General features: G+C 49.7%; 17 protein-coding genes and 6 tRNA genes. 22 read left to right on the forward strand and 1 reads right to left on the reverse strand.

Annotated features, from left to right (window positions below; genetic code table 11):
* The first annotated feature begins 1 nt into the window (after position 1).
* The 15 genes from HI950_RS13350 (at position 2) to HI950_RS13420 (ending at position 12,516) form a co-directional block, all read left to right on the forward strand.
* Positions 2-76: transfer RNA gene (locus HI950_RS13350), tRNA-Glu, on the forward strand.
* Between the two features lie 17 nt (positions 77-93).
* Positions 94-170, forward strand: a tRNA-Met gene (locus HI950_RS13355).
* A 28-nt stretch (positions 171-198) separates the two neighbouring features.
* Positions 199-274: transfer RNA gene (locus tag HI950_RS13360), tRNA-Thr, on the forward strand.
* 74 nt (positions 275-348) lie between these two features.
* Positions 349-424 (forward strand) — tRNA-Thr (locus tag HI950_RS13365).
* Between the two features lie 74 nt (positions 425-498).
* Positions 499-574: transfer RNA gene (locus HI950_RS13370), tRNA-Thr, on the forward strand.
* Between the two features lie 7 nt (positions 575-581).
* Positions 582-658 (forward strand) — tRNA-Pro (locus HI950_RS13375).
* Between the two features lie 171 nt (positions 659-829).
* Positions 830-1,591: a delta-lactam-biosynthetic de-N-acetylase gene (pdaA, locus tag HI950_RS13380; protein WP_169085545.1), complete on the forward strand. Its 762-nt coding sequence runs from the start codon at positions 830-832 to the stop codon at positions 1,589-1,591.
* A 185-nt stretch (positions 1,592-1,776) separates the two neighbouring features.
* Complete coding sequence (locus HI950_RS13385) at positions 1,777-3,591, forward strand: cache domain-containing sensor histidine kinase (protein ID WP_169085435.1); 1,815 nt, start codon at positions 1,777-1,779, stop codon at positions 3,589-3,591.
* Positions 3,575-5,200, forward strand: coding sequence for a response regulator (locus tag HI950_RS13390; protein ID WP_223285275.1), 1,626 nt, complete (start codon positions 3,575-3,577; stop codon positions 5,198-5,200). The genes HI950_RS13385 and HI950_RS13390 overlap by 17 nt, the downstream gene beginning before the upstream one ends.
* Positions 5,201-5,326: 126 nt before the next feature.
* On the forward strand, positions 5,327-6,730 hold the full coding sequence (locus HI950_RS13395) for an ABC transporter substrate-binding protein (protein ID WP_169085431.1): 1,404 nt from the start codon (positions 5,327-5,329) through the stop codon (positions 6,728-6,730).
* 90 nt (positions 6,731-6,820) lie between these two features.
* Positions 6,821-7,720: a carbohydrate ABC transporter permease gene (locus tag HI950_RS13400; protein ID WP_169085429.1), complete on the forward strand. Its 900-nt coding sequence runs from the start codon at positions 6,821-6,823 to the stop codon at positions 7,718-7,720.
* Positions 7,721-7,746: 26 nt separating this feature from the next.
* Positions 7,747-8,619 (forward strand): carbohydrate ABC transporter permease, encoded by an 873-nt coding sequence (locus HI950_RS13405; RefSeq protein ID WP_187768092.1) that lies wholly within the window; start codon positions 7,747-7,749, stop codon positions 8,617-8,619.
* A 17-nt stretch (positions 8,620-8,636) separates the two neighbouring features.
* The gene (locus HI950_RS13410) at positions 8,637-10,745 is read left to right on the forward strand and encodes a heparinase II/III domain-containing protein (protein ID WP_169085425.1); all 2,109 of its coding nucleotides are present in this window, start codon (positions 8,637-8,639) and stop codon (positions 10,743-10,745) included.
* 19 nt (positions 10,746-10,764) lie between these two features.
* Complete coding sequence (locus HI950_RS13415; protein ID WP_169085423.1) at positions 10,765-11,079, forward strand: cupin domain-containing protein; 315 nt, start codon at positions 10,765-10,767, stop codon at positions 11,077-11,079.
* A gap of 201 nt (positions 11,080-11,280) precedes the next feature.
* Complete coding sequence (locus tag HI950_RS13420; RefSeq protein WP_169085421.1) at positions 11,281-12,516, forward strand: MFS transporter; 1,236 nt, start codon at positions 11,281-11,283, stop codon at positions 12,514-12,516.
* A gap of 63 nt (positions 12,517-12,579) precedes the next feature.
* Here HI950_RS13420 and yhbH read toward each other — a convergent pair whose 3' ends face one another.
* A complete protein-coding gene (gene yhbH, locus HI950_RS13425) occupies positions 12,580-13,734 on the reverse strand; it encodes a sporulation protein YhbH (RefSeq protein ID WP_053377346.1) in 1,155 nt (384 codons plus the stop codon).
* Between the two features lie 311 nt (positions 13,735-14,045).
* Here yhbH and HI950_RS13430 point away from each other — a divergent pair, with 311 nt between their 5' ends.
* From HI950_RS13430 to HI950_RS13460, 7 genes are all read left to right on the forward strand, one after another.
* Positions 14,046-14,858 carry an ABC transporter ATP-binding protein gene (locus HI950_RS13430; RefSeq protein WP_187768086.1) on the forward strand — a complete coding sequence of 271 codons (813 nt, stop codon included), beginning with the start codon at positions 14,046-14,048 and terminating at the stop codon, positions 14,856-14,858.
* Positions 14,842-15,654: an ABC transporter permease gene (locus HI950_RS13435; RefSeq protein ID WP_169085419.1), complete on the forward strand. Its 813-nt coding sequence runs from the start codon at positions 14,842-14,844 to the stop codon at positions 15,652-15,654. The genes HI950_RS13430 and HI950_RS13435 overlap by 17 nt, the downstream gene beginning before the upstream one ends.
* A complete protein-coding gene (locus HI950_RS13440) occupies positions 15,651-16,502 on the forward strand; it encodes an ABC transporter permease (protein WP_169085417.1) in 852 nt (283 codons plus the stop codon). The genes HI950_RS13435 and HI950_RS13440 overlap by 4 nt, the downstream gene beginning before the upstream one ends.
* A gap of 92 nt (positions 16,503-16,594) precedes the next feature.
* Complete coding sequence (locus tag HI950_RS13445; RefSeq protein WP_169085415.1) at positions 16,595-17,689, forward strand: ABC transporter substrate-binding protein; 1,095 nt, start codon at positions 16,595-16,597, stop codon at positions 17,687-17,689.
* Between the two features lie 92 nt (positions 17,690-17,781).
* Positions 17,782-19,143: an aspartate aminotransferase family protein gene (locus HI950_RS13450; RefSeq protein WP_317618353.1), complete on the forward strand. Its 1,362-nt coding sequence runs from the start codon at positions 17,782-17,784 to the stop codon at positions 19,141-19,143.
* A gap of 18 nt (positions 19,144-19,161) precedes the next feature.
* Entirely contained in the window at positions 19,162-20,433 is a 1,272-nt protein-coding gene (locus HI950_RS13455; protein WP_169085413.1) for a M20 family metallo-hydrolase, read from the forward strand.
* Positions 20,430-21,311: a nitrilase-related carbon-nitrogen hydrolase gene (locus tag HI950_RS13460; RefSeq protein WP_169085411.1), complete on the forward strand. Its 882-nt coding sequence runs from the start codon at positions 20,430-20,432 to the stop codon at positions 21,309-21,311. Before HI950_RS13455 ends, HI950_RS13460 begins: the two co-directional genes overlap by 4 nt.
* Positions 21,312-21,318: the final 7 nt, after the last annotated feature.

The raw sequence follows: 21,318 nt of genomic DNA on the forward strand, positions 1-21,318 counted from the left end.
AGGCCCGTTGGTCAAGTGGTTAAGACACCTCCCTTTCACGGAGGTAACAGGGGTTCGAGTCCCCTACGGGTCACCATATTTTTTCTTTAACGACGCGGGGTGGAGCAGCCCGGTAGCTCGTCGGGCTCATAACCCGAAGGCCGCAGGTTCAAATCCTGCCCCCGCAACCAATTAAAATAATGATGTACACATGAATATGCCGTTGTAGCTCAACTGGTAGAGCAACTGACTTGTAATCAGTAGGTTGGGGGTTCAAGTCCTCTCGACGGCACCATTTTTTCCAAGATGCAGCTTGGCCTAGCCAAATCAGCATCGCAAACTGCTTTAATCGCTGGACATCATCGATATGCCGTTGTAGCTCAACTGGTAGAGCAACTGACTTGTAATCAGTAGGTTGGGGGTTCAAGTCCTCTCGACGGCACCATTTTTCCCAAGATGCAGCTTGGCTTAGCCAAACGAGCATCACAAACCACCTTAATTGGTGGACATCATCGATGTGCCGTTGTAGCTCAACTGGTAGAGCAACTGACTTGTAATCAGTAGGTTGGGGGTTCAAGTCCTCTCGACGGCACCATTTTTTTCGGGACGTAGCTCAGCTTGGTAGAGCACCTGGTTTGGGACCAGGGGGTCGCATGTTCAAATCGTGTCGTCCCGACCATTTTAAATCAATGAAATACATATAAAACCGCTATCCACAAGGTCTAATTGACTTTTGTGAATAGCGGTTTTTTTATGCCCCTATAGGGAAATATAAACGCAATATGTCGTCTCAGCGTCATATATCAATTGAACAAGGAGGGCATTGCTGTTGAGGTTTACTACGAAGTTCATGGCACTGTTCGCAGTGCTAGCATGGAGCTTATTAACTCCTTCTGCTGCTTTTGGGCAACCCGGTGCGTATCATTTTGGTTTTAAGAAAAGCGTGGACGGCCGATTGCCATCTATAGACGAGGAAGGCTTCAAACCTATTATTACGAAGCATGGCGCGTTGTTTCTTGGAGATACAAATCAAAAGGAGCTCTTTTTAACATTCGACAACGGGTATGAGAACGGCTATACTCCGCGAATTCTTGATGTACTGAAGGAGAAAAACGTCCCGGCTGTTTTTTTCGTAACGGGACATTATGTAAAGGATCAACCAGAGCTTCTAAAGCGAATGGTCATGGAAGGGCATATCATTGGCAATCACTCTTGGAGCCATCCGGATATGTCCCAGCTGTCGGAGGGAAGCATTAAGACGGAGCTCGACAAGGTGAAGGATCAGGTAGAAGTTCTCACGGGACAGAAGGAAATGAAATATCTTCGGCCGCCGAGAGGCATTTTTAACGAAAGAGTGCTTGCGGCAAGCAAACAATTCGGCTACATAAACGTATTCTGGTCGGTGGCTTACAAGGACTGGGATGTGAATGCGCAGCGGGGCTCCCAATTCGCTTATAACGAGGTGGTCAAGCAGCTGCATCCTGGCGCGATCATCTTGCTGCATTCGGTTTCCAAAGACAATACAGAGGCGCTCGGACGAATCATTGATGAAGCTAGGCGCCAGGGCTACGAGTTCAAGAGCCTAGACCAGCTTGGCACAGGCAGCCAATAAGGAAAAAAGCTTTAGTCCCTTCTAAGGGCTAAAGCTTTTTTGTTGTTCTGACAGCATTCGGGGAGCGGTGTACCTTTAAAAAACTGCCCTCCTTCTGTGGTTTACCGCATGTCTACCTTTTGTCATTTGAATTATAATGAACTAGAGTATGTCTAAGCTCGGTTACACCATGAAAGGGGTTGACGATGATCCATAACAATATGCGCAAAAAAATGATTCAGAAGCTTTTTTATTCCCTTTCATTGAAGCATAGAATTTGGCTGGCTTTTGTCATTTTAATCATGTTCGGCATTACGGCAACGGGCAGCATTGCGTATTTGATCGCATCGAAGGAAATTCAAAGCAATGCGCTTAAATCAAGCCAAGACACCGTGAACCAATCTGCCCAAATCGTAAACGAAAGGCTCAAAAACATCGGTATTGCGGTAAGGGCGCTCATGTTTAGCGATCCCTTCAAGCAGGTGATGACAGATGCGCAAAATAATGACCGCAGCCGTTATTATAAGACTTGGACGGCGCTGCAGGCGGTTTTCTCGCAGGTGAAATTCAACGACTCGATGATCGACAGTATTTTGATCGCTTCACCAATTGGAGATTATTATCATACCTCGAACGTTCGAAATACGTCGCAATCGTTTTATGAGTCTGATCTATATGACCATTTTAAGGAATTGAAACATGGCTTCTGGACGAAAGGGCATGAGGATTCTTTTTTTATGGATAAGCAGCCGGTCATTTCTCTAGTCGTTGAGGGCGTAAATGATATGGGTGAAATCGCATCGGACGTTTACGTCGTTATTAATATTAAGGAAGATGATTTGCTTGATTTGTTTATGGAAAATCTCTCGACCACGGATAAGCAATATTACTTTATTGATTCGGTTGGCGAAGCGATCAATCTGGCCCATTCCGCTAACGATCATACATTAACGAAGCAACCTGAATTTGTTCGGCAGTTGAATGAAGAGATGACGGGTTCTTTTTTTTATCGGGATAGCAGAAAGGAATTTTTGGTCAATTATTCTAGGCTGGAAGTAAAAGAGGATTGGATGATAGTCGGCATTCAATCGAGAAACGATCTGCTTGCGAAGCTGAACGGGATCAAGAAGGCGACCTCATACGTCATTCTTGGCTTTATGGTGCTGTCGTTATTCATTGCGAGCCACTTGAGCTATTTACTGCTTAGGCCGCTGTTTAGACTGCAGAAGCTGATGAAGCGTGTGGAGGAAAATGACCTTAGCGTACGTTTTGAAAGCGATTACAGGGATGAGGTTTCCCAGGTTGGCTTTCGGTTTAACCGCATGCTGGATGAAATCAAGCAGCTGATCAATGACGTGAAGCTGCGTGAGAAGGAAAAGCGAAAAGCCGAGATTAAAGCGCTCTCTGCCCAGATGGACCCTCATTTTTTCTACAATACGTTAAACACGATCTATTGCAAATCCGTGCTTGGCGAAAACAAAGATGCGAGTGAAATGATATTGGCTCTGTCGCAAATGTTCCAGCTTAGCTTAAGCGGTGGACGCGATTTGATTACGCTGCATGATGAATTGGATCATGTCCGCAAATATTTAGCCATTCAGCAATTGTCTTATGAGGATTTATTCGTCTGCCATATCGATGTGCAGCCTGAAGTGCTTGCGTGTATGATTCCGAAAATTATCGTTCAGCCGCTCGTCGAAAATAGTATTTTGCACGGCTTTCAAGACCGGATGTCAGGTGGGGAAATCCATATTTATGCCCGGGTCGAAGAAAATTGGCTCTATGTGAAGGTGGAGGACAACGGAACGGGACTGCAGCCAGAGAGCATCAAAGCGGATATCGCGAATCCGACGACTCTCAAAGAGGGTTATGCGCTGCGAAACGTATACCATCGATTGCAGTTATATTACGGGGATCGTCAGCGCATGGAAATAAGCAGCAGCGATGAAGGCGGAGCATGTATTGAACTTTGGATTCCAAGGTTAGGCGAAGGGGATGACTCAAATGAAGCAGCCGGTTAAATTGTGCATAGTCGATGATATTCGCAGCGTGGTGGATATGATCAGGCGTAAAATCCCATGGGAGCAGCACGGCATTGAGGTCGTAGGCAGCGCTATGAACGGAGAGGAAGGCTTAGACGTTATTCGGCAGACGATGCCCGATATTATTTTGACCGATATCCGCATGCCGAAAATGGATGGGCTGGAGATGACGCGAACCATATTGGAAATGCTGCCCCATAGCAAAATCATTATATTAAGTGCTTACACCGACTTTGAATACGCAAAGAAGGCGATCCAATACGGGGCGCTTGATTATGTCAAAAAGCCTTTTTCTATCGACGATATCGAAAAGGTCGTAGTAAAGGCCAAGGAAGCGTGGGAGAACGAAAAACGAGATCGGACCCATGTGATGGAGTTGGAAAAAAAGATGAAGGAGAGTCTTCCCGCGCTAAGGCAGGAATATATGTCTCTGCTTGTCCATCATCAGACAGACGAAGCGGATATCGCGCAGTGGTGGGGTTTTCTGGATCTCCCGCCTCTGGAAGCTCCATTTGCGGTTATGGTTATTCAGATTGATCAATTTACGGATAAGTTTGGCGACTTGGTCGTAAAAGAGCTGGAGCTTGCTAGGTTTTCCTTGCAAAACATCGTTGAGGAAACGATCAAGTCCCATACTACCGCAGTGGTTTTTCGAGAGGCGTTTAATCGATACGTATGTCTGCTGCATGTGAAATCCAAGGAGCGTCTAATCCAGATCGCGGATGCTTGCTGCGAAAATATTGCGAGCTTTACGAAGTTTACGATATCCATCGGTATCGGGCAAGAGGCAAATCAGGTCCGTGAGCTGCCTAAGAGCTATCAGCAAGCGCTTAGCGCGTTATCTTACCATTTCTATACGGGCGGAAACGGGGCATTCAGCTCTACTTTCGGCACGCAGGCTAGCTCTGCCGGATGGGTCTATTCGGTGGAAAGCGAAAATGAGTTTCTGTTCGGATTTCGCTCGGGCAATCGGGATAAAACTTTGCAGTGGCTGGACACGGTGTTCGGGGAAATGCAGAGCTTGGCGGTTTTGCCCGAACCAAGTGACGTAGAGCATCTCTTTCACGGTCTCTCGCTGCGGATGCTCAATGTTTTGCTGGAGAAGCTTCCCCGCGAGCAAATAGTGGAGTTTGAATCAAAGGTGAAGGAGGCAAGAAGCGAAAGCCGTGCTTCGCTGCTGGAATACCGGAAGTGGCTGTCCGAATTATGCGATATTGGCTGCCGGCTGATCGATAAAGAACGAGCAAGCGAATCTCAGAAAATCATTTATCGTTCCATTGACTATATCAAAGCGAACCTGAGCCAGGATCTGACGCTAGAGCATTGCGCAAGGCAAGCGAATTTGAGCTGGGGCTACTATTCAAATTTATTTAAAAAGGTGTCCGGAACGACCTTCCAGCAATTTGTAACGCAAGCGAAAATCGAGAGAGCAAAATCGATGCTGATCGATGATTATCAGGTACAAGAGATCGCCCAGGAGCTTGGCTACGAGCATCGTCGTTATTTTAGCGAGGTATTTAAAAAGCAAACCGGCCTGACGCCTACCGAATTTAAAGAAATCTCGATTGGAAGAAGCGCTCAGCCTTGAAGAAGGCGAGCAAAGAAACATGAAATATCTGCCCCTAATCGCAAGCTGGCCACATTACCTATCCGAGCGGGTTCTTTTATAGTTAAAGAGCAAGAAATAAAGATACTTCAAAAGGGAGGATTACGAATGTATAAAAAAATCGGAACGGTCGTGCTAAGCGTGTTTCTCGCTGTTGCTTTAGCGGCATGCGGCAGCGCGAACAACAAACAAACAGGAGCGGAATCCGGCGCCTCGAACAAACCTGCTGAATCGGATGCCGCCTCAGCCCCAGCTGATAAGGAGAAAAAAACAAAAATCGTCTATTGGACGGGGGATCGCCATGATATGGATTACATCAAAGAGGTCGTGCAAGCGTTTAACGAATCCAATCCCGATAATATCGAAGTAGAGATGGTCGTTAAAACCGATGATTATAATCAAGCGATCGATCTGGCCTTCGCATCCGGCCAAGCGCCGGATGTGCTTAGGGTGAAGGAGAATACAATCCAGCCCTATGTGACCAAAGGTTATTTAGCTCCGATTGACGACTTAATGACTGCGCAGATGAAGCAGCAATTTCCGCTTATTCAAGATTTTAACCAGATCGACGGCAAGGTCTATAGCCTTCCGAATTACGGTTCCACTTTAAGGCTAGTTTACAACAAAGAATTGTTCGAGAAAGCCGGAATTGCCGCTCCTCCTAAGAGCCTAACTGAAATGGTAGATGCAGCAAAAAAAATAACGGCAGTAGGCAAAGCGGACGGAGCTTACGGATTTGCATTAAATTTCAAAAGTCCGGAAAGCGCTCTCGGCCGTTCTGCCCGCGTCATTGCTGAAGTAAGCGGTTTTGGCGGTTTCGGGTATGATTTCAAAACAGCAAGATTTGATTTCAGCGGCTTCAAGGACATTATTGGGGCCTATAAGCAAATGTATGACGACGGCAGCACGCTGCCAGGCATGGAATCATTGGATATTGATCCGCTCCGCGCGCAATTCGCAGAAGGCAAGATCGGGATGTATATTTCCTTCTCCTCTGAGCCGGGCGTTTACAAAAATCAGTTCCCGGCTAAAATCGATTGGGCTGCAGCTCCTGTTCCAACGATCGATGGCACGATTAAAGGTGCAAGTTCATTCCTTGGCGGCCAATGGCTCGCTATAAACAGTTCTTCCAAAAATCAAGAGGCAGCTTGGAAGTTTATGGCGTATATGTATGCCGATCATATTTTGAAAGCGTACCATGAAAAAGGCTTTGGCATATCAATGGTTCCTTCCGTAGCAGCTGTTGCAAGCAAACCTGATATTAATGGGATCGAAGGCTTCTTGCCAACGGAGAATGACAGAACATGGCCGCTCGCGCCGACAGTTACGGTCGAAGGCATCAAACACAGCGACGCGTTTTTTAAATACATGTTGGGTGAAGGTGATTTGGATGCCATCATCAAGGACTTGAATATTAGATACAACGCGGCGCTTGATAAAGCGATTGCGAGCGGTGAGGCAAAGGCTGAGCCTAACCCGAATTTTGATCCTATGAAGCTTGGCGAAAAGTAGTTGCTTGATTAAAAGCGGGACTTGGAGGGTGGAGCTGAGACTCCGCCCTTTGTTTTTCTCCAAATGACAGATTGTACAGGAGTGGAAACGATGAATAAAGCGCGTCAGATTGGATTTTCCTACGTTTTCCTATTTCCGAGCCTTCTACTCACGCTCGTGCTCGGCATTTATCCGCTTGGCTGGGCCATTCGATATATGTTTTATGATTACAAAGGCTTCGGGGAAGCAAAATTCACCGGGCTATATAACTTTCGGAGACTGTTAGGCGATACCCAATATTGGGATTCCGTCTTGAATACGTTTGTTTATGCGGGCGGCAAGCTCATTATAACGATTCCGCTTTGCTTGGCGCTTGCCGTTATCCTAAACCAAAAGCTCAAGGGACGTAATTTCCTGCGGGCAATCTATTTTATGCCGACCATCATAAGCTCGGCCGTTATGGCCGTCGTATTTTTTATTATTTTCAACTCCTATAACGGCATTTTAAATCAATACCTGCTTAAGTTTCATATCATTTCCGAAAGAATCGATTGGCTTGGTCCGAAGCACGCCATGATGACGACGATTATAGTCGCCATATGGGGGGCCGTGGGAAATTATATGCTGTTATTTCTGGCAGGCCTTCAAAATATCCCGAATGACGTTTACGAAAGCGCCTCGCTTGACGGTGCCAATAAACGCCAGCAATTTTGGTATTTGACGATACCGATGCTTGGGCCTGTACTGCAAATCGTCATCATGCTTGCCATCATTAACTCGCTCAAAGGCTACGAGACCATTATGGTACTGACTGAGGGTGGGCCTATCGGCAAAACGGAAGTGATGTACTTGTACGTCTATAAGCTGTTCTTTCCAACGCCATCATCAGGGATCGTCGTCGACCAGCAGTTCGGTTATGGCAGCGCCGTAGGCTTCACTACAGCTGTTATTGTCGGCATCATCACGCTTTTATACCACCTATTGGCCAAACGAATGAATAAAATGCAATAAAGGAGGACGCTATGAAGACAGAAGCTATGCCTTATGTTCAGAAATACAATAAGCGAAAAAAGCTTCGAGTGGGCGGCTGGGGCTCACGAGCTCTGCTTTGGATCTTCTTGCTGGCAACAGCGCTCCTTATCGTATTTCCAATCGTCGTCACCTTGTTCGGATCATTCATGTCCAACGCGGAGCTTACGACTGGAGGAGCGATCTTGCCATCTGTGTGGCACATTGACAATTATAAGGAAGCTTGGGTTCAAGCCAATTTTTCGCGATTTACGTGGAACAGCCTCATGCTAAGCGGGACGACGACGATCGGAACGCTTATCGTAGCTTCAATGGCAGCTTATGTAGTGGAGCGGATGACATTTCCGGGAAAGGCGCTATTCGTGGCCTTGCAAGCTTCGACGATGTTTATTTCCATTGGCGCTGTCGTTATTAGGCCGCAATATGAGCTAATGATTAAGCTGCACCTGCACACCTCGTTATGGGGAGTTATCCTCATATTGATCAGCGGGCACGCCTATATTTTCTTTATTTTGCTCAGCTTCCTAAAGGGGATTTCCAGGGAGTTAGATGAGGCGGCACGGATAGACGGCTGCTCGAATGCAGCGATTTTTTGGAAAATTATTTTACCCCTGCTTAGACCGGGACTGGGCGTAGGCGCGCTATTCACGTTTTGCGGCGCTTGGAATGAATATTTGCGCCCGCTTGTCTTCACGATGAACACCCCCGACCTGCAAACGTTAACGGTAGGCTTGTCTTATCTGCGATACGGGGCGTCGGCCGCTGTTCAGACGCATTACATGCTGGCGGGTGCTTGCTTGTCCATACTGCCGCTGCTTGTCGTTTATATGATTGCTAACAAATCGTTTATGCAGATGACGGCGGGATCGCTCAAAGGTTAGGGAAAGAGGTTTGAGATATGGACATTAATCGGTTGAATCGACTTCGAACAAACGCCTGTTTGCCGGATTTTGCGGATGCGATGCTGCTGCTGCGCCGGGAAGCAGAAGAGGCTTCTCGGATAGCGTATGCCATTGGCCCAAAAGAGCATGGCGAATGGACGCATCAGTACCATTGTCACGATGACGGGGCGATGCTCATTTTCGATTGGCATAAGCCCTTGTCTCATCGGTGTCCGGTTTGCGGTAAAACTTGGACGGGAGAGCCATACGATTCGGCATGGACTTCAATAGTCCACACGCATATCGGACGAGCGGTTTACAATATGGCCTTGCTGCATATGATCGAGCCTGATAGAAAGCGGTTAGGGCAGATCAAATCTTTTTTGACCGCATATGCAACCTATTACGAGAGATATCCGGTTCACGGCAGCATTCCATACAACGGGCCAGGAAAGCTTTTTGCTCAAACGCTTGATGAGGCGCATTGGATAATGGATTTGTCGGTGGGCTTTCATTTCATCAGCGAGTACTTGTCTCCGGAGGAAAACACTTATATTCGGAGTGGTCTGTTGGAGCCCTGCGTCAGGTTCCTAATTGCGCATAAAGAAAAGCAGATTCATAATCATTCCGTGCTTATTACCTCTGCAATCGCGTCAATCGGCATATTGCTGAATGATGAAGCCATTATCCGCTGCGGCCTTGAAGGCGAGTATGGCTTATATGATCAAATCAGCCGGGGCCGCTTTGAGGATGGCTTATGGTACGAAGGCAACGTCCATTATCATTTTTATGCGTTCCAATCGCTGCTCCATTTTGCGCTGGTGGCAGAAGGTACGGCTTGGGAGCTTTGGCAGGCGGCAGGCTTGAAATCGATGTTTGATTACCCGCTGCATTTGATTTTGCCAAATGGGAGTATGCCCTCGCTGAACGATGCGGGCAGCAGGGCTGGCATTCATACGTACGCCCCCTATTATGAAATCGCGCTCGACATATTCGGTGACGAGATTTACCGTTCGCTGCTCAATACGGCTTATGGCACGGAATGGGCAGAAACGCCGTTCTCGGAAGCGAAGACTGTTCCCAGATGCTCAACAAACGCACTTCTATTTGGCAGAGAGCTTACGCCTATTGAGGGAAAGCGAGGCGATCGGTTATGGAAGGCCGCTCATCGCAATATTTCTTTGCCGGTAAGCGGGATCACGAAGCTGGTTAATCGCAAGCGCTGGCAGGCCATAATCAAGCATAGCAAATTTGGCGGCGAGCATGACCATATGGACCGATTAGGGTTGTCCGTCGTTTGCGGGAACACTCCGCTGCTTGTTGATCCTGGGACTACCGCCTATGGCGTTCCAGCCCATTACGGCTGGTTCAAGCATACATTCTCGCATAATACGGTAATCCTGAACGGGGCCGACCAGCCGCCCGCTGACGCGAGGATCATCCGTTTTGAAGAGCAGCCGTGGGGAGCATGGGCAGAAACGGCGGTGGATTGGCTGGGCGAGCAATACGAAATGAAGGATCGTATTCATTTGCCGCCGGAGCTTTGCCCTTGGGATCTGGAGGCCTACGAAGGGGCGGTTATCCACCGGATCAATGCGCTAACGGATGATTTTCTGCTGGACATGGTAAGGGTCACGGTACCTGGGCGCAGAGAGATATGCTTAGCCAATCATTTTAGCGGCATTCTGGCAGAAAGCGGAACAGCCAATTGGCAGCCGACCGATGACAGGCTAAGCGGGCTCGACCAGAAATGGCTGAAGCAAAAACGGAAGCTTGGCGTCGATGCGACAAATTCGTTTCATTATCGGATGGAGGAGGGCAGCTTGCGGCAGTTCATATGGAGCTCACACAAATGCGACATCTATACGGCTTTAACGCCCGACAATCCGCCGGAGCGAGACCGAACGTCCATCATCATGCGGGCGGATATTGATCAACGTATTGTATTTGTGCAAGCGCTGCTATATGATTCAGACCATAAGCCTGCTTTGGAAGCTATGGATCTTTTAACTGTAAGTATGCTGCCTGATCATGAATATCGCATCGTGATAGCGGCAGTTGGAGACAAGCAGGAGTACTCGCTCATTTGGCACGAAAGTGGAGCTAAGCTTGTTAAATGTTATTGAAAGAAAGGGAGGAAGGATAATGAGCAACATTGGGGAATGGGAAAACGCGGAGCCGGGAGTAACCCGTAAAATCTTGCAGCCTGGGAAGAGCCTTATGCTAATGGAAGTCCACTTTGAACAGGGGGCTGAAGGCTATGAGCACGCTCACCCGCACGAGCAGCTAAGTTATTGCCTAAAAGGTGCTATCGAATTTACGATTGACGGCGAGAAGCGGATTGTACGGCAAGGGGAATCTATCGTTATTCCGAGCGGAGCACGGCACGGGGTAAGAGCCTTGGAGGCTTCGGCTCTGCTGGACGCCTTTACGCCTCTGCGCGAGGACTTGATTAAATAATGCGAACTTAAATGGTTAATGGTGTAAAATGGAGCTATTCCAACGGTAGAAATGAACCGTGGGAGTAGCTCTTTTGTGTCTATTCTTCTTCTAAAGCGGCCTGGTATGGGCAGACTAAGTGTAAATTGTACCCAAATAGGATAATAAATACGTATAACCACCCGATAAATCGAAACGGAATTTAAAAAAGGAGCGCTGGATATGAAAAATTTGGCTTTAATGCGCGATCCGAAGCAGCGGAAATTATTGTTTAGCGCGGGCCTTAGCTGGCTGTTCGATGCCATGGAGGTCGGGATGATCTCGTTCATTGTGACCGCGCTCGCTGTGGAATGGAAGCTTGGCGCAGAGCAGGTTGGATTGCTGATGGCGATCAATTCGATAGGTATGGCGGTTGGTGCGGCGATATCCGGCTTGATGGCGGATCGTTACGGAAGACGTGCGATTTTGCTCTGGACGCTGCTCATTTTCTCGTTTGCAAGCGGGTTGTCAGCTTTAGCGACGGGCTTCGTCGTCCTATGCATACTGCGATTCGTTGCAGGGTTTGGGCTTGGCGGGGAGCTGCCTGTCGCTTCAACGCTAGTATCGGAGTCGGTGCCTGCGAAGGAAAGAGGACGAGCCGTCGTGCTCTTGGAGAGCTTCTGGGCATGCGGCTGGATCGTAGCGGCACTAATCGCCTTCTTTATCATACCTGAGTATGGCTGGAGGATGGCTTTTCTAATTGGCGTAGTGCCAGCTTTGTATGCCTTATATTTGAGAAGAGCCATTCAAGATTCTCCTCGCTTCACAGCACAGCGAGGGCGTAATCTATCATTCAGCGGTCGGATAAAATCATTATGGTCAGCGAAGCATCGAAGCGCAACGATTACGCTTTGGGTGCTATGGTTTACGGTCGTCTTTTCGTATTACGGCATGTTCCTTTGGCTGCCTTCGGTCATGGTGCTAAAAGGCTTTGATCTTGTGAAAAGCTTTCAATATGTCCTTATTATGACGCTTGCCCAGCTTCCGGGCTACTTCACTGCGGCTTATTTCATCGAAAAATTCGGGCGCAAGTTTGTGCTCGTTGCCTACTTGATGCTGACCGCTGGAAGCGCGCTATGGTTCGGCAATGCTGAAACGGAGGGCGCGCTGATCGCGGCCGGCATATGCCTCTCCTTCTTTAACCTGGGAGCATGGGGAGGGATGTATGCCTACACGCCTGAGCTTTATCCGACAGCCGTCCGCGGTACTGGAGTTGGATTTGCGGCTTCGTTCGGTCGGATCGGCGGAATAATCGGACCTTATCTTGTGGGCATGCTGGTCGCGCAGGAAATTGCGATTGCTAAAGTATTTATGATATTTTTTGTCACGATCATCATTGGAGCGCTGGCCGTGCTGTTTTTTGGCAAAGAAACGAAAGGGACGGACCCGGACAAAGAGTTCGGCAACACCGTCACTTAAAGCACCGGAAATTGGATAGAAAAACCCGCCTTGCCGCATAAGCTGCAGGGCGGGTTTTGCTCGTTAAGCACCGCTTACTTGTTTGGAGAAGAACGTTTTAAGCGCCTTATAAACCTCGCCTTTCTCCTTAATGACGGAGTACATAAATTTTTTGTGGCTAATATGCTTATACGCCGACATCAACGTGCTGCTTCGATTGTATTGGTTGACCTCGCCGTATCCGAACATATTGCTTCGCTCCATAAGCTGGCCGATCAGCTTCACGCAGCGCTCGTTATCTGAGGTCAGATTGTCGCCATCCGAGAAGTGGAACGGGTAAATGTTCCAATTGGAAGTTGGGTAGCGGCTGTCGATAACCTCGATCGCCTTCTGATAAGCAGAGGAGCAAATGGTGCCACCGCTTTCACCGCGGTTGAAAAACTCCTCCTCCGTGACCTCCTTGGCTTCCGTATGATGCGCGATAAACACGATCTCTACATGCTCATACTTGCGGCGCAGAAAGCGAGTCATCCAGAAGAAAAAACTGCGTGCGCAATATTTTTCAAAGGACCCCATGCTTCCTGACGTGTCCATGAGTGCAAGAATAACGGCATTGGATTGAGGCTTTACGATTTCATTCCACGTTTTATAACGAAGATCGTCAGGCGAGATGCCGCCAATGCCGGATTTGCCTGCGTTGGCGTTGCGCCGCAGGTTTTCGATCAACGTACGCTTTTTATCAATGTTGGACATAATGCCTTTTTTGCGGATATCGTGAAAAACAATTTCTGTCGTTTGTAGTTGATCCTTTTGCTTCTGCTCCAGATTAGGAAGCTCCAGTTCCTCAAAAAGCATATCCTCCAGCTGGTCGATGCTTATCTCGGTATCGACGACGTCCTCGCCTGGCTGATCGCCCGCGTCTTGGCCTTTACCCGGTCCCTTGGCTGCTTGCGGATCGACCCCCAGCACGTCGCCAACCTGTGAATCTCCATCGCCTTGTCCGACGTGCTGCTTCTTGTTGTAGTTGTATATAAAGTGGGATTCGTCGAGACTTTTAATGGGGACTTTGATTGTACGCCTGCCATCAGACAAAACGATGCTTTCGTCGGAAACCAGATCGGGAAGGTTTTGCTTAATTGCTTCGTGTACCTTTTCCTGATGTCGCGCTTGATCCTCATAGCCTTTGCGGTGGAGCGACCAATCCTCACGGGATACAACAAACAGCGGCTCTGACTCCATTTCCCTCACCTCATTCCATTAAATTCATGCTTCGGCAAACAAGATACCTGAAATAATGATTCCTTATTTCTTGTCTGTTACTCAATATATTCAAGAGCGGAGCGGTTATGTGAAGGAAAATTAGTCCATTTCTAGCAATCTACCGAATAGCTTGGTCCGCTCTACTTGACATTATGTCAAACAAATCAGCTGATTTTTAACCATTATGTATAATGTAATTTTTCGTGTGTGTTATATAATATGACATATATTCAACCGAACATATCTCATACCTAACATGAAAAGTGCCGTAAACGACGAGGAGGGATTTCATGGATCTATCCGAAGCTGCTAAACAGGCCGAAATCATTGTCGATCAAGTCTCCATGCATTTTGGCAAAAAAGGTCATGAGGTTACCGCGCTTGAACAGGTCAGCTTCAAAATCTATCAAAATGAGTTCGTTTCGCTCCTCGGCCCCTCCGGCTGCGGAAAGTCCACGCTGCTTCGTTTAATGGCCGATTTGCTTGAGCCAACCGATGGCCGCATTACGATTCAAAATGAGCATCCTCGTGAAGTTCGCCTCCGCCGAAAGTTCGGCATCGTCTTTCAAAATCCCACCTTGTTCGAATGGAGAACGGTTAAAGAAAATATTGAGCTTCCGCTTGAAGTGCTCGGGCAAAAAAAGTCGCAAAGCCATGCACTAACGGAGCAGCTTATCGAAATGGTTGGGCTCTCCGCCTTCAAAAATTACTACCCTTGGCAGTTAAGCGGCGGCATGCAGCAGCGAGTAGCCATTGCGCGAGCGCTTTCCTTAGACCCGCCTATTTTATTTATGGATGAGCCCTTCTCCGCGCTCGATGAATTTACGAAGGAGAAACTGCAGCTGGAGCTGCTGGACATTAAGCATAAAACGAACAAAACGATCGTGTTCGTTACGCACAGCATCCCTGAAGCCGTATTTCTGTCGAATCGCGTCATCATGCTCTCCGCGCATCCTGGAAGGGTCCATTCCATTATGGATATCGCGAGAGAGGAGGGCGATTCCATTCATTTTCGCGAAACGGAGCGCTTCCACGAAATGACGCGCAAGGTTAGAAATTGCTTTTACGAGGAGAGTGGCTTCCTTGATGAGCAGAAGGTTTAAAAGCTATGGCCAAGGCGCCGCGATTGCATTATGGGCGGCAATGGTTCTCCTATTATGGGAGGCTTCGGCATGGTTCATTGCGAATGTAGCCCCTATCATTAATCCCGCCTCTAAGCTGCCATACCTGCATCTTGTCATCGGCAATCTAATCGAACATTTTCCAACCTTGCTGGAGCAGGGTGCGATTACATTCGGCAATTCCATTACCGGCTTCCTAATTGGCTCGGCAATCGGCTTCCTTCTTGCCATTCTCATGAGCCTGTCACGAACTGTTGAACACACGTTGTCACCATATATGGTAGCTTCGCAAATGATTCCGATCATCGGTCTTGCACCCATTATTTACGGCATTATTCATGATGCAGCACTGTCACGGATTCTGATGGCAGGCTATGTCACCTTTTTCCCGGTTACGATTCAAGCACTGCGGGGGCTGCAAAGCATAAAATCCGAGCAGCTTGAGCTGATGCATGCCTACGCCGCTTCCACATGGACCTTATATATGAAGCTGAAGCTGATAGCTGCACTGCCAGGCGTTTTTGCGGGCCTAAAGCTATCCGCACCGCTTGCGATAACGGCGTCGATCATCGTAGAGCTAATGGGAGCGCCGGACGGAATCGGCGTTCTAATGGTCAGCTCGCTGTATTACGGCACGTCGCAGGTCTATATGTTCTGGTCAACGGTTCTCGTCAGTATGGCAATCGGCCTGAGCTTGTTTCTAATCATCAGCATGCTGGAGAGGTGGTTGACGCCATGGCAGCCGGAGTTTCGAGCGAAGGGGAGGGATGAAGAATGAAGGAATTGCTTGCGCCTCGCTCCGTTGACAGCCTTCCTTCCAAGCCTTCGACTTTCAAAATGAAAACAAGCTTTAATCGCAAGCGTCCCTCTTATTTGCTGCCGCTCGGGCTTGGCGTGCTATTTCTCGTCGTTTGGCAGCTTGAAGGCTTTCATCGGCTGTTTTCGCTAGAGCAATACCAGCTCCCGATTCCTTCATCGATTGCGGCTTCCATTCAGGAAAATATTGACGTGCTGTGGAGCTATTCCATGTATACGGGAAACGAGATGCTGGGCGGCTGCCTGATCGGATCGCTGCTAGGTTTCCTTGCTGCGGCCGCCGCCTCATGGTTTCCAAGGCTCGGAAGAGGTGGCATTACGCTTATGGCTTCCCTAAACGCCGTGCCCATCGTTGCGCTGGCGCCCGTGATGAATAATTGGTTCGGGGATGGCGTTGCCTCCAAAATGGCGATCGTGTCTATCATGACCATGGCGACGATGGCCGTTGCCGCCTTCAAAGGGCTGCGGTCGATCGATCCGACGTCCATAGAGCTTATGCATGCCTATGCAGCCGGAAAGCTGCAGGTCTTTATGAAGCTTCGCCTTCGGGCTGCGCTTCCGCATCTATTTACCGCTTTGAAAATCAATATGTCTACGAGCATTATCGGAGCGATCGTTGGGGAGTTTTTTATATCGTCCCGCGGTCTTGGATATTTGCTCTCCGACCAAATCAAGCTTGCGAACATGCCGCTTGCTTGGTCCTGCATCGTCATTGCGGCAGTGCTCGGCATTGTGTTGTACTATCTCGTTCAGCTCGTGGAACGGCTTGTTATTCCATGGCATGCAGCACAGCGAAAGCGGCAGAGGTAGCCGGAAAAGCTTGCTCGACTATGACGCGGCATCACGGGCTGAAAGCAGCTTATTTAAATATAGAGAATTGAAAATGGAGAGGAATGGTCTGCATGACAAGGAAAAGCCGTATGCTGCAACCCGTTTTTACCGCAATGCTCGCGATTTTGCTGCTTTCCGTTGCTGCTTGCGGCAACAATGCGAATGAGCCTGCTTCGGCAACAAATGAGCCGGCATCTGCCACAAACGAATCGTCTGCGACGGAGAAGCCTGCCGCTGAACCGCTCAAAAAAGTGAAAATCCAGCTGAAGTGGGTGCCCCAAGCGCAGTTTGCCGGTATTTTTGTCGCGAAGGCAAAGGGCTTCTACGAGGAGGAGGGGCTGGATGTCGAGATTATACCGGGCGGTCCGGACGTCGTGATCGAGCAGCAGGTCGTCAATGGCGCTGCAGATATAGGCGTTACGAGCTTCGACAGCCTGCTGGTGAACCGCGATAACGGGCTGCCGCTCGTATCGGTCGCGCAGGTGCTCCAAAAAAGCTCTTATCGCTTCGTAGCAAGCAAGGAGTCCGGCATTGACGAGCCGGCGAAGATGAAGGGCAAAAAGGTCGGCATGTGGACGGGCAGCCAGCAATTCCAAGTGCTTGCGTTCATGGAGAAAAACGGGCTTGATCCAAAGAAGGACGTTGAGCTGGTGAAGCAAGGCTTCACGATGGACCAATTTTTTAATAAACAGCTGGATGTTGCCGTCTCTACCATTTATAACGAATACCATGTCGTGCTTGAAAGCGGCGTGAAGGAAGAAGATTTATATGTTTATGATTTCGAGGATGCCGGCGTCGGGATGCTGGAGGATACGCTGATCGTGAAGGACGAGTGGCTAAAAGGCAACCGCGAGCTGGCTGTCAAAGCGATCAAAGCGACGATGAAGGGCTGGAATTACGCGATTGCGAATCAAGCGGAATCGGTCGATATCGTTATGAGCGCCGTAACGGAGGGAAGCACGACGAAGGAGCATCAGACGACGATGCTGATGGAGATGGCGAAGCTTGTGAAGCCGGAAGGGTTCTCGGAGGCGCAGGTAGGGTCGTTTGTCGATGACGCGGTGCAGCGGACCGTCGATATTGCGCTCAAATACGAGCTGATTAAGAAGGCGCCTGACCTGGCGGCGGCTGTCGACAAAACAATTTTGGAAGATGCGGCCAAGTAGGCGCATACGCTAGTCTATAACGATCGCGGATGGTCTCATCCGCGGTCATTACGACTATATGAGCGGCAGTCGCGAAGGAGGAGAAGCAGTCTATGGGCGTAAACGAGGCAGCAATGAATACGGAAGCGAAGGAAGAGCTGCTTGAGAAGGACCGCAAATATTTATGGCATCATATTTCTCCCCATAATGACAATCCGATGGTTATCGTATCGGGAGAAGGCAGCTGGATTACCGATATGGACGGCAATCGTTATTTGGACGGCATGTCAGGCTTATGGTGTGTCAATGTGGGTCACGGACGAGCGGAAATAGCCGATGCGGCAGCCGAACAAATGAAAAAGATTGCCTATTCCACGCTCATTCAGTCGCATGTCCCTGCGATAGAGCTGGCCGCCAAGCTGAATGAATGGCTGGAGGGCGAGTACCGCATCTTCTTCTCGAACTCGGGCTCGGATGCGAATGAGGTTGCTTTCAAAATCGGCCGCCAATATCACCATCAGCGGGGAAAGCCTTCCAAGCATAAGTTTATTTCGCGTCACCGCGCTTATCACGGCAATTCCATGGGCGCGCTAGGCGCAACGGGGCAAGCGCAGCGCAAGCTAAAGTACGAGCCGCTTGGCGTCGGCTTCACCCATGTGCCTCCCCCTTATTGCTACCGTTGTCCCTTTGGCCAAACGAAGGGTGCCTGCGAGACGCAATGCGCCAAAGCCTACGAGGATGCGATCATATGGGAGGGGCCGGATTCGGTCGCCGGCATTATCGTCGAGCCGGTCATAACGGGCGGCGGGATGATCGTGCCTCCGCAGGATTATTTGGCGAAGCTGCGCGCGATTTGCGATAAGCATGACGTGCTGCTCATCGTCGACGAGGTCATTTGCGGCTTCGGCCGTTCAGGTGAGAAATTCGGTCATCTCAACTTCGGTGTCCGTCCGGATATTGTGACGATGGCGAAAGGGATGACCAGCGCTTATTCCCCATTATCGGCAACGGCCGTATCGGCTGAAATGTACGAGAGCTTCAAAGAGAGCGGCCCGGATAGCCACTTCCGGCATGTGAACACCTTCGGCGGGAACCCGGTTTCCTGCGCGGTGGCGCTGAAAAATATTGAAATACTAGAGCGGGAAAACCTGGTAAGCCGCTCAGCCTATATTGGCAAAGAGCTTCTAAATCGGATCCATTCGCTTAAGGCGCATCCGAATGTAGGTGAAATAAGAATATTTGGCTCGGCGATCGGCATTGAGCTGGTGGAGGATAAGAAGACGAAGGAGCCGGCTTCTGCGGCGAGAGTAACGTCTATTTTATCAGGCTGCAAGCAAAAGGGCCTTCTCATTGGCAAAAATGGCGATACGGTACCGGGCTTTATGAATATTTTGACGATTAGTCCTCCTCTATCGACGACGGATGATGAAATCGTGTTCATTGCCGAGACGCTGCTGGAGGTTTTCGGGAACTGATGAGAGGAGCAGAAGACGATGAAGGAGACAACGGCAGCAGGCATTAATGCCAAGCGGCTGCATGAACGCATTTCTGAGCTGGCGCAAATCGGGAAAATCGGAGATACGGGCGTATGCCGCCTAGCGCTGTCGAAGGAAGACCTGGCAGGCGTGGAGCTTGCACGGAGCTGGATGATTGAAGCGGGAATGGAGACCCGCATTGATCCGTTCGGCAATTTGATAGGCGTGCTGTCAGGAATGGATTCCGCTGCGCCGGTCTTAATGCTTGGCTCTCATATTGACTCGCAGCCATATGGCGGAAGGTATGACGGCGTTATTGGCGTGCTGGGAGCAATTGAGGCGGTTCAGACGATGGTTGAAGCGGGCTTTCGGCCAGCCAGCAATATCGAGGTTGTCGCTTTTTGCGATGAAGAGGGCTGCAGGTTCAATAAAGGATTATTCGGCGTCCGTGGGATGACGGGGAAGCTTGAGGAAGGCGAGCTGGAGAGGACGGATAAGAACGGGATCACACGCAGGGAAGCGCTGCTGGAATTTGGATGCGATCCTGCTGCGTTCGATAGCTATACGTTCCAAGAAGGACGGATTGGCGCATTTTTGGAGCTGCATATTGAGCAAGGCCCGGTGCTCGAAGCGCAGGGCGAGCCAATCGGCATCGTCAGCGGCATATCAGGACCCGTCTGGTGGACGGTTGAAATGACAGGCTTCGCAGGGCATGCAGGCTCCGTTCCGATGCCGATGCGTCAGGATGCGCTGGTCGGCTGTGCGAAGGTCATCGTCGGTCTTAATGAATTGGCATCCCAGGAGGAAGGGGCGCCAACGGTCGGTACGGTTGGCTCTTTGTCGGTGTTTCCGGACTCCCGGAACATTATTCCAGAGAAGGTGAGCTTCACGGTCGATTTCCGGGATATCGATCTCGCCCGGAGAAACGCGCTGGAGGAGCAGCTGCTCGCGCTCATAAACGGTGCATGTCTCGACCATGGCTTAACGTATACGATTCGCGAGGATACGAGGAGCGATCCGCGCTATTGCGCGAGCGAGCTGAGAGCGATTATGCGGGAGCAGGCATCGGAGATGGGACTCGCGCCGCCAGAGCTAATGAGCGGTCCCTTTCATGATTCGCTTACGATGTCCTATGTATGCGATTATGGCATGATTTTTGTCCGCTGCAAGGATGGGATCAGCCACAATCCGAAAGAGTACGCCACACCCGAGGATATCGAGCTTGGCGTGGAGCTGCTTTACCGAACAGCTAGACAAATGAGCTTGCAGAAAGGGGAGGAGGGAAGTTGACAATCGTCAGGATTGGCTTGATCCAAGCCTCAAATGATTTGCACGGCGACGAGCCGGTAGAAGCCCATAAGCGCCTAGCCATTGAGAAGCATATTGGGCTTATTCGCGAGGCAGCGGCTAAGGGCGCTCAAATGATTTCGTTGCAGGAAATCTTTTATGGGCCTTATTTCTGCTCCGAGCAGAAGACGAAGTGGTATGCGGCTGCGGAGGAAGTGCCAAACGGGCTAACAACGAAGCTGTTTCAAGAGCTGGCAAAGGAGCTTGGCGTCGTCATCGTTCTTCCGATCTATGAGCGGGAAGGGATCGCCACCTATTACAACACGGCAGCTGTTATTGATGCGGACGGCGCATACCTCGGGAAGTACCGCAAGCATCATATTCCGCATGTAGCGGCTGGCGAGGGCACGAGCGGCTTCTGGGAGAAGTATTATTTTAAGCCGGGCAATATGGGTTATCCCGTCTTTGACACGGCTTTTGCCAAGGTTGGCGTATACATCTGTTATGATCGGCACTTTCCGGAAGGCGCGCGAGCGCTTGGATTAAACGGTGCTGAGATCGTGTTCAACCCTTCCGCTACGGTTGCAGGCACATCGGAGTATTTGTGGAAGCTGGAGCAGCCGGCGCATGCGGTGGCAAACGGTTATTACGTAGCAGCGATCAACCGGGTCGGAATAGAAGCGCCTTGGAATATGGGCGAGTTCTACGGGCAATCGTATTTGGTCGATCCGCGCGGGTCTATCGTTGCCATCGGCAGCAGGGATCAAGACGAGGTCATCATTGGCGAGATGGATAAGGAGCTCATTCGCGAGGTGAGGGACGTATGGCAATTTTACCGCGACCGCAGGCCGGAGACGTATGACAAAATCGTGAGCCTATAAGGAGGGT

The organism is Paenibacillus sp. PL91 (assembly GCF_012935325.2).
Classification (GTDB): Bacteria; Bacillota; Bacilli; order Paenibacillales; family Paenibacillaceae; genus Pristimantibacillus.